Origin of the sequence: Vibrio tetraodonis (assembly GCF_003350295.1) — a bacterium.
GTDB classification, from domain to species: domain Bacteria; phylum Pseudomonadota; class Gammaproteobacteria; order Enterobacterales; family Vibrionaceae; genus Vibrio; species Vibrio tetraodonis.
On sequence record NZ_QLYY01000005.1, the window covers coordinates 400,232 to 418,039 of the forward strand.

Here is a 17,808-nt window from a genome sequence, read left to right on the forward strand (position 1 = left end):
AATATGACTTTATATAAACAGCTTGTCGCGGGAATGATAGCGGTATTTTTGATGCTGATGGTTTCGGTTTTCATCATCGAATTTAACACGACGCGAAACAGCCTGATCCAGCAGCAACGGTCAGAAATGAACAATACCATCAACACTGTCGGTCTTGCTTTGGCACCCTACCTAGAAAGTAAAGATCAAGTAGCGGTTGAATCGGTCGTTAATGCTCTATTTGATGGCAGTAGCTATTCCATCGTGCGTCTCATTTTCCTTGATAATGGGGAAGAAATTATCCGTTCCTACCCCGTCAAACCACTCGATGTACCCGACTGGTTTACTGGCCTGCATTTATTTGATCGTATCCACGATCGCCGGGTCGTGACCAGCGGCTGGATGCAACTCGCTGAGGTAGAAATCGTAAGCCATACTGGGGACGCCTACACCCAGCTTTGGAATGCATTTGTTCGATTAGCTATAGCCTTTAGTCTTATCTTCTCCATTGGCTTAATGTCGATTGCTTTTATCCTCAAACGCGCACTGCGTCCTTTACAACTCATCGTTACTAAAATGGAGCAAGTGGCGCGCAATCAATTTGGAGAGCCATTACCCAGGCCTTCGACTAAAGATCTTATCTATGTTGTCGACGGTATCAATAGTATGTCTTCCCAATTGGAGCAATCATTTAAAGCCCAAGCACAAGAAGCCCAAAAACTCAGAGAACGCGCCTACATTGATCCCGTATCAAAACTGGGTAATCGCGCCTACTATATGAATCAGCTCAATGCTTGGTTAGGCGAAGGTGGAGTTGGTGGGGTTGCCATGCTTGACGCAAGCTTTATTCATGATCTCTATGAAGAGAAAGGTTATAAAGCTGGTGACAGTATGGTCAGAGAGCTGTCTGATCACCTCAGTGTTTCATTAACCTTCCCAGATATCACCATAGCGCGAATCTCTCCCGAAGAGTTTGCATTTATCATCCCTAACATGAGTGAAAGTGAACTGAAAAATGTCTCTGAGAGCATCATTAACTATGTCCAAGGCATTAACCCTGACCCAACAGGGATGGCGAAATCAAATGTAGCGCTAGGTGTTGTGTACAACGAGGTGCCAAAAGACACATCCAGCATTCTAACTATGCTGGATAACGCGTTAGCGACAGCAAAATCTGATCCAGAAATTACCTATGGTTACGTAACCAGTGACAACTCTGAAAATCTAATGGGCAAACAACAGTGGAAAGCGCTAGTCGAAGAAGCCATGAGTAACGACTGGTTTAAATTCCGCTATCAGGCCGCGAATGATGGCTCAGGGAAAACCTACCACAGAGAGGTTTTCTCTGCGATTGAAAGGGATGGTGAAAGATTCAGTGCCAATCAGTATATGTTTGCTTTGGAGCAGCTTCATGCCAGCCATCTATTCGATGAGTACGTCATTCAAACTATGATTAATCAACTCGAACAAGGCACTTTCTCTGATCCTGTAGCGATTAACATTTCACAAAGTAGTATTGCTGAACCAAGTTTTATTCGCTGGGTTACGCAAATCTTAAGCCGTCACAAGTCAGCTGCCCCGCTATTGCATTTTGAAATTCCTGAAAACTGCTTTGTTAATACACCTCATCATACAGCGCTCTTTTGTAATGCGATTCGTAACGCTGGCGCTGATTTTGGTGTCGATAACTACGGAAGAAATTTCCAATCTTTGGATTACATCAACGAATTCAGACCCGCTTATGTTAAAGTTGACTATCTTTATACGCACCACTTAGACGAGGAAAAACAGCAATTTACCTTAACTTCAATTTCGCGCACAGCACATAACCTTGGAATTAAGACGATTGCATCTCGTGTAGAAACTCAGGCGCAACTCGACTTTTTAGCGGAGCATTTTATCGATGTGTTCCAAGGCTTCATTGTAGATAAGTAAGAAGGTTACAGCCGTTAATGCAAGATCCTTTACTCAATTCACTCATATACATTAGCCGCTACTTTGGGTTAGCGAATTCACCAGAAGCTCTGATCAACGGCTTGCCATTATCGTCTGGTAAATTAACCCCGTTTCTATTCCCTCGTTCAGCTGAACGCGCTGGACTGGTCGCGAAAGAAAACCGCTCAAAATTAACCGAAATATCAGAGCTAGTCCTCCCAGTTGTATTGCTTCTTAAAGGTGGGGACGCTTGTGTACTCAATACGATTAACCTAGAAAAGCAAGAGGCCGAAGTAGTCACTGGCGAATCAGGACTGGTGCCCATTTCGATATCGATTGAGGAGCTTAATGAGCTCTATATTGGCCGCTATTTTCTGGTGAAAAAGCAGTTTCGTTATGATGAACGCTCACCAGAAATTTTAAAAACTCGTCAAGGTCACTGGTTCTGGTCAACATTGTGGCAGTCAAAGAATATCTATCGAGACGTTTTTATCGCTTCGATAATGATCAATTTGTTTGCAATAGCAGCCCCTATGTTTACACGTTTGGTCTACGACAAGGTTGTCCCCAATTTAGCCTTTGAAACACTGTGGGTTTTGGCCAGTGGTATCTTTGTAATTTTTCTTTTTGAACTCACACTGAAAATCCTTCGCAGCTATTTTATCGATGTGGCGGGAAAGAAATCTGACGTACTCATATCATCAAAACTCTTCAGTAAAGTTCTTGGGATTCGAATGGAAGCCAAACCTCCTTCAGTCGGCGCTTTCGCAAGACATTTGCAGGAGTTTGAATCAATTCGAGAATTTTTTACTTCAGCAACGATTGGCTCTCTTATCGACCTTCCTTTTGCACTGTTGTTTTTGTTATTAATATGGCTGATGGCAGGAAACCTAGTCTGGATTCCTATCTTAGGCGTTGTGATCCTCATCATCTATTCCGCCATCATACAAGGACCACTCAAGCAATCGATTGAAGAAGGGTCTCGTTTGGCATCACAAAAGTATGCCAACCTCATCGAAAGTTTATCTGGATTAGAGACGCTCAAACTGTTTGGGGCTCAAAGTCAATTTCAGTTCAAATGGGAAGAAGCCGTTGCCCACATGTCGAACTGGAGTATTAAAAGTCGACGAATAACAGACGGTATTCACAACACGGCGGGCTTTGTTCAACAAGCCTCAAACGTAGGGATGATCATTCTTGGGGTGTATTTGATTGCCGATGGTGAGCTTACTATGGGCGGCCTTATAGCTGCTACTATGCTCAGTAACAGAGCTATAGGTCCTATGGTTCAGCTATCACTCCTTTCTACTCGATATAATCAAGCTAAGTCTTCGTTGTCTATCATAGAGCAAATAATGGCCATGCCCGATGAACAAGAAGAGGGAAAACGCTATATTCATAGGCCAATAGTGAAAGGTAAAATCGAGTTGGATAAGGTCACTTTCCACTATCCGGACTCTCCTGTCGCTTCAATTCGCGATCTAAATCTCACCATAAACCCTGGTGAGAAAATTGCTATTATAGGCCGAATAGGTTCAGGAAAAACCACTCTTGAACGGCTAATCCTAGGGCTTTATCAGCCAACTGAGGGCCATGTCCGTATTGACGATACAGACATACAACAACTTCACCACATTGACATCAGACGCAACATTGGGTGCATTCCCCAAGATAGTCAGCTGTTTTATGGTTCAATACGTGACAATATCACACTTGGTCGCCCGCTCGCCGATGACCGAGATGTCATGGACGCAGCCAATCGCGCTGGAGTGACCGTTTTTACTCAACAAGATCCGGCAGGTCTTGAGCGCCAAGTCGGTGAAGGCGGACTGCTGCTTTCTGGAGGGCAACGACAAGCGGTTGCGATTGCAAGAGCATTCTTACATAGGCCACCAGTCCTTCTAATGGATGAGCCAACCAGTGCTATGGATAATCGCTCTGAAATGCATATTAAACAGCAGCTTTCTCAGCTTAAAGAGTCAGAAACACTGGTTTTGATCACTCATAAAACGTCCATGTTGGATGTGGTCGATAGAATCATCGTGATGGAAAAAGGCACTATCATAACCGACGGACCAAAAGCTGAAGTGCTCAATAATTTAAGACAAGGCAATATACGCGCGGTTAATTGATAGTTTTACATACTGAATATGGATAGAAACAATTAGCCCAATACACGCAAGTGCATTGGGCTGTTCTTTTATACGGTTAATAGGTGGTTGCCATGGGAAACTTTGGCTTTTAAATAGTGTTCATTGCCGTCTTTGATGTGTGCCGAAGTATTGACGACTTCCACAATTTCAATACCATAAGCTGAAAGCTCGTTAATTTTTTTAGGGTTGTTCGTAACTAGCTTCACCTTGGTAATACATAACGCTTTAAGCATTTGTGCCGCTTCTGTGAAATCACGAAGATCATCATCAAAGCCTAAATGATTATTTGCTTCATAGGTGTTCATACCTTGACTCTGAAGTCGATAGGCATCAATTTTGTTGTATAAACCAATACCACGCCCTTCCTGTCGCAGATACAAGATAATGCCACCAGACTCTCCCATTCGATTTATCGTTTCTTCAAGCTGTTCTCCACAATCACAACGCGAAGAGTGGAATACATCGCCAGTCAAACATTCAGAATGCATGCGCACCAAAGGCACGTCTGACATTTTGTCCGCTTGTTTAAATATGACGGCCACATGTTCTTTTTCTGTCTTAAGACCATGAAAAGATACTATTTCCGCATCGATATTACTTTTAAGCCCAACTTTAAAGTCTACTCGTGTACGTACATCTGACATATCTATACTCACCTTAATTATTAACTATACCTAGCTTTCACATCCAAGAGCTAAAGATTAACACCAGTGATGTGATAACATAACTAATTACAACTTACTTTATTAGACTAGATGAATATCAAACTTGTATCAAATTTGTTTCATACGTAGTTTATACTATTTTGTTTTGAATCAATATAACTATGAAAAGTAATATATTTTTCTAATTGACCATAACTAAGCGACTAAACTTAATGTTTAAACTGCTCCGAATGGTTGCTGCAACCACCACATGAATAAAATATGTGATCACATCCTTAAACTCTCTTTAAGTTCAGTTCTGCCATACAAGCAAGGAGGACACGTTTTAATACCGTTAAGTCATCTGACCTGAAACGAGCAAACGTTATGTTATAACATAACACAACGTTGATAAAAATAGTATCTCAATAGATCATCAATAACAAAAGCACATCCATGCTTTTTGAACGACATTAATCATTAAAACACGCTCCACATTATGACGGTACAAGGCAAGAATGAAAGTAATGAAAACGGAAATATTAGATTTGTTCCAACGCTGGAACAATGCGCTACAAACTGGTGACCCTGAGCTTGTCTCCACACTCTATGCCCAAGACGCGATTCTTTTACCAACAATCTCAAATGTGGTGCGCCACAATCATCAAGAAATAGAAGATTATTTTGACATTTTTCTACAACGTAACCCTGTCGGAACAATAGATGAATACAATATTCGGATTATCGGGAATATAGCAATCAACTCTGGGATCTATAGTTTCAGCTTTATAGACACTTCAGTAGTCCAAGCAAGATTTACTTTTGTCTATCGATGGGATGGAAATCAATGGCTTATTATCGAGCACCATTCTTCATCTATACCAGAACAATCAGAGATATGACGAGTCACATTTCATCAATGAGAGTGCGTATGCCAAGGACAACATCGCCATGGTAATCGCATTAAGAAGAAAGGTTTATTTAGATTAGATAATACCGCGTAGCGCACACAATCAAGCGTATGCGCTACAACAATCGACTTAATTCGTAGAGCAGTTGGCAGGTCCTAACTCTTCCCACACGCCCCATGGCCCAGATTGCGAGGGATTATCTCCTCGTGTCCACCATTTGGCTTGCCATTCTCTTTGATCCCAAGTCACTTTGTCGCCTCCATTATAGGTGGCACTTGCATCCCAGAGATTGTCACATTGACCACCACCTGTCCCTTTTTTTGCTACAACGACCGTCGCTGATGCAACCGAATTGGCTTTTGAGTCGCTGACATTGACAGTAAACAATAGTGAGGTGTCTAGATCGTACTCTGCAGCGATGAAACTGACTCGCGCTCCATCAATATCAGCTTTCAATTGGGAAGGTATATCCCAACGGTAAGTTAATGGATCATTATCCGCATCAATTGACCCCGAAGCATCAACGACCACTAAGTCTCCAGCTTTAACTTTAGCTGGGGCAGATACCTTGGCAATAGGCGGTGTGTTGCCTGGCCCAGTATCTTTAGGCTGAACTTTGACGACAAGGCTGTCTGTCCCTGTTGCTCCTTGATTATCACTGACTACTAGCCTAAACACCAGAGTTTCAACTTGCGTCACTTCTGAAACATCAAAGCTTGCCTTAGCCGTATCATTTCCTGTTAAGGTTACTGGCGTTCCTGCTGTCTGCTCCCATAGGTAGCTTTCAATACGTCCATCAGGATCCGTGGATGCAGAGCCATCAATAACAACCTTTGTTGGACCAACAACATTAAGATCCGGCCCTGCATTGGCTATAGGAGCTCTATTCGCCGGTGGACCACCCGCTAAGCCTTCATGCATAGCGTTAAGAATATCACCATTATCAGCGTCAATTTCCCATGAGAATAAACCAGCTAAACCTAAGCTTCTAGCATAAGCGCCTTTGGCTTTTACGGAGCGGTCATCATCAAAAGTAATAAGCTGACCTGTTTTAGAGTTCCAAACCCAAGGTGCTTCAGCTTGGCTGTCATAACCATACTCAAAACCATTAACACCTTGTTTGTTGGCCCCAAGCATATAGGTTTTGATACCTTTATAATCGATCACACCATCTTCCCAAACTCCTTGCTGTGTCGAACCTTTAAGCTTCCCTGTTGCTGTGCCTGTCATAGGATCATTTGGATCTATCAAAGTATCTGGCTTAACCCCTTCCCAGCCTCTTCCATACATGGCGGTCCCCAGCACTAATTTGTCGGCTGGCACACCCTGATCAAGGATAAGTTTAATTCCATTGTCCCCCGTATAAGCTGGACCTTTGTAGGGAACACCATCTCCATCCACACCAGAACCGTCGCATTGACCAGGACGCATGAAAGTTCCGCAATAGAGGGCTGTCTGGTGACCAGGCACATTATTCCAACCACCATAAAAGTCATAGGTCATCGCAAATATGTAGTCCATATACTGGACCGCATCGGCATAGTTGACATCTTCAATCTTGTCATAGCCTACACCAATCGCAGAGGTCAGCTCATATGTTCGGCCTGTATCTCGCTCGAGTTGATCCAACATAGCACGTAGTTCTTGCATTAAAGCCACATAAGCAGGGCCGTCATTTACGGGGTCACCCAAATCAGGCGCAGCACCACCACCACCAGGAAACTCCCAATCAATATCAACACCATCATAGAATTTCCACGTGATTAAGAATCGTTTAACCGAAGCGATAAACGTATCTCTATTGGTCTTATTGGTAAAATCATAAAAGGGATCGGAAAGAGTCCAGCCTCCAATAGATGGAATAATTTTAAGATCTGGATAACGCTGTTTGAGTGCCATCAACATGGCATAGTTGCCTTTAATAGGTGAATTAAAGGTATGTCCGGCTTGAGAAAAGCTCTTTTGGTATGCCGCCCATGGATCATGAATAACCACCTCATAGTCAGGCACTCCTGTACAAGCCGTTTTTAGTGCCTGATAGCTGTTGCCACCGACTGATTTAAGCGATTCATTGGGACCACAGATAGGAATAAAACCATAAAGGATATGGGTGAGGTTATGAGCGGGAATATTATCTACGGTAAACTCTCGTCCGTAGATGCCCCACTCGACGAAATACGTACCCATAACAGTGTTGGCGTCTATGTTGTAGTTTTTATTATTTGGATCGACATTCATCGGCAAGGGTTCTAGGTGTGCACCGTCAGTATCAGCAACCACAATTTGTCCTGGAGAGCTAGCACTACAGCCCGACGAATCACATGCTTCGACCGTTAACTGATAACGCCCGCCTCGCGCATACTTGAAATTAGCGGATGTTTGGCTCCCTGAAATATTGCCGCTGGCAACTTCAACTCCATCAAAGTAAACCTTGTATGTATCTCCTGTTGTGCCACTCCATTGGTTAAACTTGATTGTGATATTAGCTTCATCAAAATACTTCACCATCTGGTTGTATCCAGAGGTGGTATCCATCGCGAGTTCAATCTTAGAAAATTGAAGGTTGTTCGATCCGTATACATCAATGGTTGGGGTTGCAGGTAAAGCCATTACTGAGGTTGATGATGCCAAAGCGATACTCGCAGCATACAAAGTTATCCTATTCATACTTGTCTCTCTTATTTCTTGTCTATCTCCCTGAACTGGGAATCTTGTTCTTGCCCTTATCAGAAAAAACACCAGAAAAAGGGAGCGTGATCAGCTAACTCAACCTCTTGTCACATTCCGATGGACATAGTTTGAGTATTTAAGAGACTTTTTTTTTAAAGAAAAAAATAAACATTGTTTTCGAGTCAAGCTTAAAAATTCGCGAAGCAAATTTACTGTGTTACATATTAAAGTGGATTTCGACCGAAACTTTATAAAGATTATCCCTAGTTAGTGATCCAATTATTAACTAGGAAAGTTAACTTTCCGTGAAATCTTATCACTTTGACATTCCTCCAATTGAAATATCGGATAGCACTAGGCAAAGTGTACGCTTTCCAAACAAAGTGGATCGAGTCATGAACATCAAACCAACACTACTGGCTGCGGCAGCTCTAACGATAAGTAATCTAGCTATGGCTGATGTGACTATTACAGTACCAGACACTATCGATGTCTTGGTGGTAAACGATAGTAAGCCAGAGCTTTCTGGCAGTTTCTTCTCTTCAACAAAAAACCTCACTCTGCCTGATGGAGAAAACCAAATACTATTTCGTTACCAGCCGTACTTCACTCAAGGTAGCGATCGTATCATCCTAGAAAGCGATCCAATTATTGCTAAATTTAATACCAGCGATGCCGAACTAAACTTTGATCTGCCTAAGTACAAAGATCGCTATGAAGGTGAAAAGGAAATCAAAAACCTTAAGTGGCAGCTAACCACAGCAAGTGGCGCAGCTTTAACAATCAAAGAAGACAAACTCATTAAAGATGGGATGCAGGTTGGTCGAAATTTCAAATTAGAGCTAGCCGACTATAACCGTCGAGGTGGTGTGGCAGCAGTTGGAACCATGACTTCCTCTACAATACCATCGTCAGCAAACAAAACGGCGAGTGAAAATCTAGAGACTGATTCAACAGCTGAAGAAATGTTGCATTTTTGGTACAACAAAGCCGATGCTGAAACCCAATCTCGCTTCAAACAATTCTTGCTAAGTAACGGCTCATAAGACGCAATTGCCAGCGTGTTTAAACGCTGGCTTCTTCGACATAACCAGTTGAGATTCCGAAGCAATGCTGTTCATGTGCTCGTAAACACTCAAACACTACTTTGTCTAACTTACCCGCTTCAACCAAAGCGCGTATTATTGGCATAGCTTCACTCATTTTTAAACCATCACGATAAGGCCGAGACTGAGTCAAAGCTTGAAAAACATCCGCAACAGCAATGATTCTGCTGGGTAAGTCAATATCTTTCGCCGTCTTTCCGAGAGGATATCCGGTACCATCAAGCCTCTCATGGTGATTAGCTGCCCAATCCACGATCTGGCTAGACTGAAAAATATTCATCAAGGCATGCCTGGTATCTGTCGCATGACGTTTGATACATGCGTATTCTTCTTTGGTCAAATCTGTTGGTTTATGAAGAACAACCGAAGGCGTTTTTAATTTGCCGATATCATGCACTAACCCAGCTAGATACAACATACGCTGCGCCTTGGCCGAAAAACCTAGTTTTTTGCCAAGAAAGGCGCTAAGGTTGGCGACTTTACGGGAATGCTGGCTGGTAAATGGACTTTTTGTATCAACAATCTCCGCAAAAAGTTCAGCAACTGAAATAGAATCCTCTAGGCCCATTCGCGCCGAAAAAAAAGGCACGCTTGGAAAACGACTGGCTAAAGTCTCGATATACTCTGGCTGCATAGAAAACCAAAAGTCATCACTGTTTATAAGCTCTGACATACAAATCACTAGACTAGGCTCAAATAAGGAACCTGAGTGTTCAGCGAGTTCATCAATGATTAGGTTCTTATCGTTTTTTGTGAGATTACCAAATTGGTCAAGAGTGCTTCCGAGATAGAGAAAATCCACCCTATCACATATAAAAATCAAACTGGCGAGCTTTTTGTCAACTGGCGAAGGTCGAGTTTCTTGAGCCAGCGTTCGCCACTCGGTATGATGATACAAGACGGGCAAAGCGAGTCCTGACAGAGGCGAACAAGCCTTTAAAAGTTGGTATCCTTTGTCGCAATGTGCTTGTACATTCTCAGGTTGCATTGCTGCGAATAACGATGCGCGCTCTTTAGGCTGAGATACACCGCAATCATGAAGCAACCCAAGCGAAAAAGAAACTTGAGAAAATTCCTCTTCCCAGCCCATTTTCTTAGAACATTGATAGGCCATATACGCAACACGATAGCCATGCTGGATATCATCAACCCCAACAGCATCAAGGGCAATAGCAATCTCAAACAACAAGTTACGCAAGTCTATACTGACATTATCAAGCAGTACATCCATCTCTTATCACTCAACTTCATCTGGCTTAAACAGGCTAAACCAAACCATTTATCCAAGACTACACATAAATAATTAGCACTCATATAAATGTGATGTCTATTGCATATCGGGGAGAATGGCGTGCTACATTTAAGGTTTGGCTTTTTAAGCACTTAATTTCATTATTGCGTGCTTTTAGATTGGGTCATTCTTTATCAACAAATAACTCATTGACGGCCCGCACAAATTTCTTTTTCGGCTTGGCCATTTATCTGTGTCTAGTGATAGGATCAACGCTTACTTTAAACTGAGAATGTCCTGTGCCTTCGATACTCAAACTCTTTCTGGTAGTCTGTACCCTTGGTGTAGGATTCTTTGCAAGTGATCTCTATCGTTGGGTGAGCACACGCTCGCAAGTCAAACCTTTGTCAGAATATTGCCCTCTGACGACTCAAGCTTGTGAACTTGGTAATATTCGTGTAGAAGCTGATCGCGATATTAGCCAACCTTTAGTCCCGACCAAACTCATCATTGATTGGCCAAGTACTGAGGAACAAAGTCTGCTTGTAGTATTGCAGGGCTATGAAATGGAGATGGGGACCCTAATGTTTAAGCTCGACAAAAGCGGTGCTCATCAATATAGCGGGTCAGTGACGCTCCCAGTCTGCACCAGTACCACTATGACTTGGGTTGGGGAGATCACTGACGGTCAGCAAAGTATATACACATCAATTAGGATGGAACAATGAGTAAAAAATGGTCGTTAATCTTAGTCGCAGCATTTGCACTCGGATTTGGCATTAACTCTTATCTGGATTCAAAGCCCGACGAAGAGGTTCCCATAGCCTCAAGCAAAGAAGTTATTCTGTTTGGCAAAGATGACAAGCCTGTTTCTATTTTTGATCAACAGGACTCAAGAATTCGTATCGTGTATTTTGGTTTTACGCGCTGTCCGGACGTCTGTCCTACATCGCTTGCCATGCTGGCAGGTGCGTTCAACCAAATTGATGATTCAACCAAATCGAAATTTAGACCTGTATTTATTTCCCTCGATCCCGAGCGAGATGCAGCGGAAGATTCATACAAATATGCACAATATTTTCATCCTATGATAGAGGGGTTGTCAGCGCCATTGGATGTCACGACGCCGTTAGCTCATAAATACGGTGTCATTTTCCGTAAAACTCAGTTAAAAAATTCAGAGCTCAAATACACCCTAGATCACAGCTCTTATTTTTACTTCCTAAAACCAGACGGCAAATTAATCACTAAAGTGCCGCACACGCTGACACCAGCACCTCTGGTCCAAGCAATGAAAACACTTACTTCACAAGGAAATTCGTAATGAAGTTCAAAGCCCTACTTCTCGCTTCTCTCGCTCTTAGCCCACTTGCTAATGCTTGCGACGACATTATGTTCTCACATACCTATGCACGCGCAACTCCGCCTAATGCTGCAACCAGCGCAGTGTTCAGTGAAATCATGAACCACAGCGATAAAGATCGTGTGATAGTCTCAGCAACAACAGAAGCGGCAGGCAAAGTAGAATTGCATGACGTCATAAAAGAAGGCGACGTAATGAAGATGCGTCAAGTCGATAAGCTCACTATCCCAGCGAATAGCATGATCGAATTAAAGCCTGGTAGCTTGCACATTATGTTGTTCAACCTGAAAAAACCTCTAGCTGAAGGTGAAAATATTGATGTCACCCTCACCTTTGCTAACGGCGAAAAGAAAGTCGTCTCTGCCCCTATCAAAAAGGTGATGAGCGGCATGAAGCATCAGCACTAATTAGCTTGCCACCTAAAATAGATCACCCCGTTGGGTGATCTATTTCTTTTCAATTACAATAGATTAATAAGTACAATGGTAAGCGTTGCCCCTATCCCGGAGATAAACAAAGCGACACCAGCCCTTGAGGTACCATGTAACTTGGTCCACATAAATAAGCCCGTCAACGAGAATAAAATCAGAGATAGGGCGGCTAAATCCCCAAAGAACTGCCAGCTTATCCCAGTCCCCATTCCTCGATGAAGTCTATTCATGAAAGCCCCAAAATTAGGATCTTGCTGTTTCATTCTCACCACCAATGTTTCTGGCACGTAATAAACACGAAGACTACCGTTAAGACCAACCTTACTTAAGCTCCACACCGGTGGAATAGAAATGGATCCGGCCTTGGTAGGTAAGGATATAGACTCTTTCACCATCACTTCAGTATCATCAAACCAGTCGAGATATAGACTTCTAGAGAAAGACTTAAACTCATGAGTACTGTTAAACGGATGATCTAAGTTAAGGGTCTGGTCAATCATCTCGGTTTTGGGACCCGGTATTTTGAGTGTTGACCTATGCTGAAGCCACAAACCCGTCAGGCCATAAAGAAGCATGAGAGGGATCAGTACGATTCCAGTCCATGCATGTATTCGGCGTAACCATTTGTTGTTATGTAGGGGGAATCTGCGTTTTTTCATAAAAAATGGCCAGCATTTTCTGGCCATACCTTTTGGTTAAAATTTATAACTCGTCGTTAGGTAAAACTCTCTCGGAGAACCTGGCATGATCTGGCTAGCACTCGTAGCACTGACGTAATACTCTTTATCCAAGAGGTTCTCGACACTTAGCTGGGCAATCCAGTTATCCCACTCATATCCAACGCGGGCATCGAAGCGAGCATAGCCAGGTAGATTGACCTCGTTCTTTTTATCTGCAAATCTATCGCCAACCGCAATAAACCCGGTTTCACCAAACAAACCAGATTCTTGCTTATATCCAACAAACAATTGACCATTCAATTGAGAGGTATTGGTTGGGCGGTTACCTTGCACATTACCCTCCGCTTTTACCAATTCTGCATCTTGGTATGCGACGCCACCTCTCACCGTAATTTGTTCGGTAATAAAGCCATTGAACGACAGCTCGATACCTTCAGTTCTTTGCAGGCCAGTAAGTATGATTTTGCTTGGATCTAGAGGGTCTCTAGTTCTTCGGTTGTACATCTCTAGGCGGTATACCGACAAAGTCGTTGCAAGAGATCCACTAAACCAATCACTTTTAATGCCTGTTTCATATAAACGGGTATGCTCAGGGTCTAACTGATTGGCCTCTTTACCCGGACTAATACCGATAAGACCACCACCGACAGGTGAAAACGTCTTGCTGTACGAAAGGTAAGCGGCATGCTCTTCAACTGGATTCCAAACTAGGCCAAGGCGAGGGCTCCAACTTGTATTAGAAACAGTTTCTTCAGAGTTATCGGTATTCTTATGAGTTTTAATTTTAAAGTCGTCATACCTTATACCTGCTAAAGCAATCCAGTTGCCAATTGTCACCTGATCTTGAAGGTACAAACCATAGCTTTCTACTTTGTGCTCAGAATCAAATTGAAGCTTCATGGAGCCATCATAGCTAGGTATCATATCCGGCTGGTAGGCATTAGCAGTTGGAATGGTACCAGAGTGTTTATATAATTTGGGAATACGTTCCTGCCATGACTGCTCCCAGCCAAGGAGCAAGTTATGCTCAGCGATACCAGTGCCGAATTGGTTCTCTAATTCAAAAGTGTTTGAAAAGTTACTGGCGTTTAAATCTTGCTGCCAGCGAGAGCGTTTTAAATCTCCGTTCGCCTCTACACCTGATACATAAGTGTTATCAAATTCGCTACTAAGATTGGTATAACTAAAAAGATGGCGAAGCTGCATTTCAGGATTAATCTGCCAAGTGAGTCTAGAGCGTGCTGATTGGGCAATGTCTTTTATGTAGTCACGGTCTGTATTGCTATATACCGTATCAATTGGAACATCAACGGGAGAGCCATTAACACTTGGAATTCCTCTATCTGGAACACGTTCTGATTCGTGACGTTCATACTGAACAAGCCATGTCACGTCATCGTTGACATTCCAGTTAACGGAAGGAGCAAGCATATTTCGCTTGCTATCGACACCTTTACGAAAGCTGCCTGCATCTTCATAAGACATGTTAAGACGCACCTGAACGTCATCATTCACTTCACCATTGAGGTCAGCATCAACTCGGTAGAAATCATGGCTACCAATCCTAGTTGTCAATTTAGAACCTAGACCAGCTTCTGGCTTTTTGGTGACTCGATTTATAATACCGCCAGAGCTACCTCTGCCATAGAGAACAGCTGCAGGCCCTTTTAGAATCTCGACTGTTTCTATATTTCCAAGATCTCTCGTGTACTGCATGTCATCTCTAAATCCGTCTAAATAGAAATCATTAGAGGCTTTAAAGCCACGAATATTTAAGCCATCAAATCGAGTATCGCCGCTAGCATTAACGCCAGGGATACCAACCAGGGCTTCACTGAGAGTGCTGTTACTAAAGGCGGTGATTTCTTCAACAGGCAGGCTTTCAATGGTCTGAGGAACCAATTTTGCAGGTGTTGCGACTTTAGTAGCCGTAGTCACTTGAGAGTGCTGAGTTCTTTCACCAACAACGGTTATTGTTTCTTCTTGTTCGGCTAAAACAGGAGTGCTAGCGGCCATAATAGCCATAGATATTAGATTGAATTTAATGTTGTTTTTCATAAAGTGTTTATATAACGAGCATAAATGCAATTGAGAATCATTAACACTATCATTTATAAAACATCACCTAAAGATAAAAATGTCAATAAATGTAAATGGTAAGCACCCTTTATAAGAAAAACAGAGGTTTAACTAGCCTTATTTATTACTAGAAGCAATGATGCTATTGGCCTTGGGAAAGACGTGGTTTTAGTAAGTGGGTCAGAAAATCACACCAGGTCTCATAGAGACATGGATGAAAAATAAGCGATCATGCAAACTTTGGGGAACGGAAAAGAAAGTAGCGGCGTCATTCGTTCATGTCTTTCCACCAGAATGATGAATTGAAAGACCACTTTAGAACAAAACGAAATCAAGGCTTAGAGGTAGAGAAAATATCTGGGTGCTTAATACTTCGATTTTACCAGTTAAGGTATTCAGTAGTGTATAGTGAATTATTTGCAATTAGTAATGATTTAAAGTCGTAATAAACTCTGCTAGTAGAGAAGCCTGTCAGTCAAATAAATAACGACAAGAATTAAAAAGCTAAGAAAAAATGGTATACTCAATTTCATAGCCAACTTTTTCATCAAACTTGGGTTATTATCAAACACCATACCTTCTGCTTGTCTTACCCTTATCTCTTCATCAAAATGCCACTTAATTGCTAAAAAGGCTCCAATACCTAATATGATAAGCTTAAAAGCTCCAGCAAAGTACGGAAAAAAATTCGCCCAACTCTCGTTCATTATCCATCTCCATTAAACTAAATCGGAATTTTTTATTATAAAAATCAGAGTTTTTATTTACATCCAAAATAATAAGTTTACTGCTTGTGCTCGCAGCCGACAACCCTCTTTATAGTTTTCATATTTAATACATCGCATCAACCTACTCGCTCTTTCTCTCTCGACACACTAATATTGACTTATGTATCAATACAACTTTCAGCGTTACATCGACTATGATTCGTAAAACAGCCATTTTGTCTCTGATTTTCATTAGTTTTTTTTCTTTTGGAAACGATACACTGAGACTTGTTTATTATGACTCTTTCCCACCTTACTCATATAAAAACTCAGATGGGCAGATGGAAGGGATCCTGGTTGATATTGCGAAAGAAATATTGGAAAAAGAAATGGGGTTAGTCGTATCTCACCAAGGCTTTCCATGGGGACGTGCACAGAGAATGGTTTTTAATGGGCAAGCTGATGCCTTTATCTCTCTCCCCACACCAGCTAGATTAGAATATGTCGATGCTGCAGAGGTGCCGGTTTTTATTGGCCCAATAACCCTGTTCACATACAAAGGTCACCCACGTCAACACCAGCTAGAAACTGTGTCAGATATCGAAGACCTCAAAGCTTTCAAAATATTAGATTATGTAGGAAATGGGTGGGGGGATTCTAAATTCTCAGAAGGGCCCTATACTAGGCTCCTTCAATCAGACTTATCGACCTCGTTAAGTATGCTTGCAAAGCGCAGAGGTGATGTAGTGGCCACTGACCAAGTTGTTGCAGAATATCTCTTAGCGATTCATGATAAACGAAATTTAGTCATGGAACTCCCCGTAACCATTGATACGGTCTCGTTTTTATTATGTATTTCCAAAAAGTCTAGCTTTAGAAATATCACTAAAGAATTTTCAAAGCACATGTCAAAATTTCGTGCTCAAAAGCGAGAGAAAAATATATTGGCCAAGTATAAATAGAGCTATCGATTGGTTAGATCTTAATGTTCTTTCTGATGATCTTCCTGCGAAAAACCTGTATTTAAAGTCTGGGTTCAAAATTATAGGTGAAATGACCGATTGCTACCGTATAGAAGGAAAGGACGTCTCAGAAACTCTGATGACACTCTGTACTAAAAATCATGCTTAACTCACCTCTTTAAAGTCTTCTGACGTAACTAATTGATGACCTTATTCAAACTCCAATACAAAGTTTTACACTTATTATCATGATGAAAGCTTGAATTAATATATGCCCCACCAATAAAATATGACATTAATTGAATATCTTGGGTGGAAACATGTATCTAAACACAATCAGTAGTATCGTCAATCAGCAAGATAGGGGCCATAGAGAACAAACTGATGAACTTAGTTTGGCAAACAAGGTACGTTCTGTATCCAATAAAAAGCGTCCTAAAAAGCTCGGCTTATCCTTAACCATGCCCCAAACAAAAAAGGGAGAGATGCTAGGCAGTGGTTTATGCGGAGAGGTTAGAAGAGATATCGCTCATGAAGGGTTTGTGTTAAAAAGCTTTAGCCGATTTGCCAACGAGATCGCGCAAAAAGAATGTAGCCTATTCACTCGTATCTATGGAGAAGGAAGCGCTGAAGTGATAGAAGAAGCGGATGGGCTTTATTTACGCATGTTAGAAGTACCAGGGGTGTCTTTAGATAAGTGCGATCCATCTGAATTACCAGATAATGCGCGTACGTTGTTTTTCCAAATGATATCTGATCTAAATGATGTAGGTATCATTCATGGAGATCTGCATTCTGGCAACATTATGTTCGATAAAGACTCAAACAGGTTTTGGCCAATTGATTTATCTAATGCCTATGATTCTTACTATGAGAGTTCATATCATGGCAGAGCCATGATGGACATAGACAACGAAAAAAGATTTAGACAAATAATGAGAAAATTGGGTGCCTAAC

The 17,808-nt window shown here is 41.9% G+C and carries 15 protein-coding genes and 1 pseudogene; 10 read left to right on the forward strand and 6 right to left on the reverse strand.

Translation table 11 applies throughout. The features are described from left to right. Nucleotides 1–3: 3 nt before the first annotated feature. Both DPF90_RS02020 and DPF90_RS02025 read left to right on the forward strand, forming a co-directional pair. On the forward strand, nt 4–1,914 hold the full coding sequence (locus tag DPF90_RS02020) for a bifunctional diguanylate cyclase/phosphodiesterase (protein ID WP_114784131.1): 1,911 nt from the start codon (nt 4–6) through the stop codon (nt 1,912–1,914). A gap of 17 nt (nt 1,915–1,931) precedes the next feature. After that, nucleotides 1,932–4,046: a type I secretion system permease/ATPase gene (locus DPF90_RS02025; protein ID WP_114784133.1), complete on the forward strand. Its 2,115-nt coding sequence runs from the start codon at nt 1,932–1,934 to the stop codon at nt 4,044–4,046. A gap of 68 nt (nt 4,047–4,114) precedes the next feature. Here the strand turns inward: DPF90_RS02025 and DPF90_RS02030 are convergent, their stop codons facing one another. Then, entirely contained in the window at nt 4,115–4,711 is a 597-nt protein-coding gene (locus DPF90_RS02030) for a GTP cyclohydrolase II (RefSeq protein WP_114784135.1), read from the reverse strand. Nucleotides 4,712–5,238: 527 nt separating this feature from the next. Between DPF90_RS02030 and DPF90_RS02035 the strand changes: the two genes are divergently transcribed. Continuing rightward, the gene (locus DPF90_RS02035; RefSeq protein WP_205395145.1) at nt 5,239–5,613 is read left to right on the forward strand and encodes an SgcJ/EcaC family oxidoreductase; all 375 of its coding nucleotides are present in this window, start codon (nt 5,239–5,241) and stop codon (nt 5,611–5,613) included. A 138-nt stretch (nt 5,614–5,751) separates the two neighbouring features. Here the strand turns inward: DPF90_RS02035 and DPF90_RS02040 are convergent, their stop codons facing one another. Next, nucleotides 5,752–8,289, reverse strand: a complete 2,538-nt coding sequence (locus tag DPF90_RS02040) for a glycosyl hydrolase family 18 protein (protein WP_114784139.1) — start codon at nt 8,287–8,289, stop codon at nt 5,752–5,754. Nucleotides 8,290–8,687: 398 nt separating this feature from the next. Between DPF90_RS02040 and DPF90_RS02045 the strand changes: the two genes are divergently transcribed. Next, a complete protein-coding gene (locus DPF90_RS02045; protein WP_114784286.1) occupies nt 8,688–9,338 on the forward strand; it encodes a DUF2057 family protein in 651 nt (216 codons plus the stop codon). A gap of 19 nt (nt 9,339–9,357) precedes the next feature. Here the strand turns inward: DPF90_RS02045 and DPF90_RS02050 are convergent, their stop codons facing one another. Then, nucleotides 9,358–10,629 carry an HD-GYP domain-containing protein gene (locus tag DPF90_RS02050; RefSeq protein WP_114784141.1) on the reverse strand — a complete coding sequence of 424 codons (1,272 nt, stop codon included), beginning with the start codon at nt 10,627–10,629 and terminating at the stop codon, nt 9,358–9,360. Between the two features lie 299 nt (nt 10,630–10,928). Here DPF90_RS02050 and DPF90_RS02055 point away from each other — a divergent pair, with 299 nt between their 5' ends. The 3 genes from DPF90_RS02055 to DPF90_RS02065 are packed head-to-tail and all read left to right on the forward strand — an operon-like array spanning nt 10,929 to nt 12,399. Then, nucleotides 10,929–11,357 carry a hypothetical protein gene (locus DPF90_RS02055; RefSeq protein WP_114784143.1) on the forward strand — a complete coding sequence of 143 codons (429 nt, stop codon included), beginning with the start codon at nt 10,929–10,931 and terminating at the stop codon, nt 11,355–11,357. Continuing rightward, nucleotides 11,354–11,953, forward strand: coding sequence for an SCO family protein (locus DPF90_RS02060; RefSeq protein ID WP_114784145.1), 600 nt, complete (start codon nt 11,354–11,356; stop codon nt 11,951–11,953). Before DPF90_RS02055 ends, DPF90_RS02060 begins: the two co-directional genes overlap by 4 nt. Continuing rightward, nucleotides 11,953–12,399 carry a copper chaperone PCu(A)C gene (locus tag DPF90_RS02065; protein WP_114784147.1) on the forward strand — a complete coding sequence of 149 codons (447 nt, stop codon included), beginning with the start codon at nt 11,953–11,955 and terminating at the stop codon, nt 12,397–12,399. Before DPF90_RS02060 ends, DPF90_RS02065 begins: the two co-directional genes overlap by 1 nt. Before the next feature lie 53 nt (nt 12,400–12,452). Here the strand turns inward: DPF90_RS02065 and DPF90_RS02070 are convergent, their stop codons facing one another. From DPF90_RS02070 to DPF90_RS02080, 3 genes are all read right to left on the reverse strand, one after another. After that, nucleotides 12,453–13,082, reverse strand: a complete 630-nt coding sequence (locus DPF90_RS02070; RefSeq protein ID WP_114784149.1) for a PepSY-associated TM helix domain-containing protein — start codon at nt 13,080–13,082, stop codon at nt 12,453–12,455. Between the two features lie 36 nt (nt 13,083–13,118). Then, a complete protein-coding gene (locus DPF90_RS02075) occupies nt 13,119–15,161 on the reverse strand; it encodes a TonB-dependent siderophore receptor (RefSeq protein ID WP_114784151.1) in 2,043 nt (680 codons plus the stop codon). Nucleotides 15,162–15,637: 476 nt separating this feature from the next. Next, nucleotides 15,638–15,889 carry a hypothetical protein gene (locus DPF90_RS02080; protein WP_114784153.1) on the reverse strand — a complete coding sequence of 84 codons (252 nt, stop codon included), beginning with the start codon at nt 15,887–15,889 and terminating at the stop codon, nt 15,638–15,640. Nucleotides 15,890–16,230: 341 nt separating this feature from the next. Here DPF90_RS02080 and DPF90_RS02085 point away from each other — a divergent pair, with 341 nt between their 5' ends. The 3 genes and pseudogenes from DPF90_RS02085 (at nt 16,231) to DPF90_RS02095 (ending at nt 17,807) form a co-directional block, all read left to right on the forward strand. Beyond that, nucleotides 16,231–16,851: a substrate-binding periplasmic protein gene (locus tag DPF90_RS02085; protein ID WP_240314441.1), complete on the forward strand. Its 621-nt coding sequence runs from the start codon at nt 16,231–16,233 to the stop codon at nt 16,849–16,851. A gap of 1 nt (nt 16,852) precedes the next feature. After that, a pseudogene (locus tag DPF90_RS20415) lies at nt 16,853–17,020 on the forward strand (GNAT family N-acetyltransferase); the annotation flags it as partial. A gap of 151 nt (nt 17,021–17,171) precedes the next feature. Beyond that, a complete protein-coding gene (locus DPF90_RS02095; protein WP_114784157.1) occupies nt 17,172–17,807 on the forward strand; it encodes an OspG family effector kinase in 636 nt (211 codons plus the stop codon). Nucleotide 17,808: the final 1 nt, after the last annotated feature.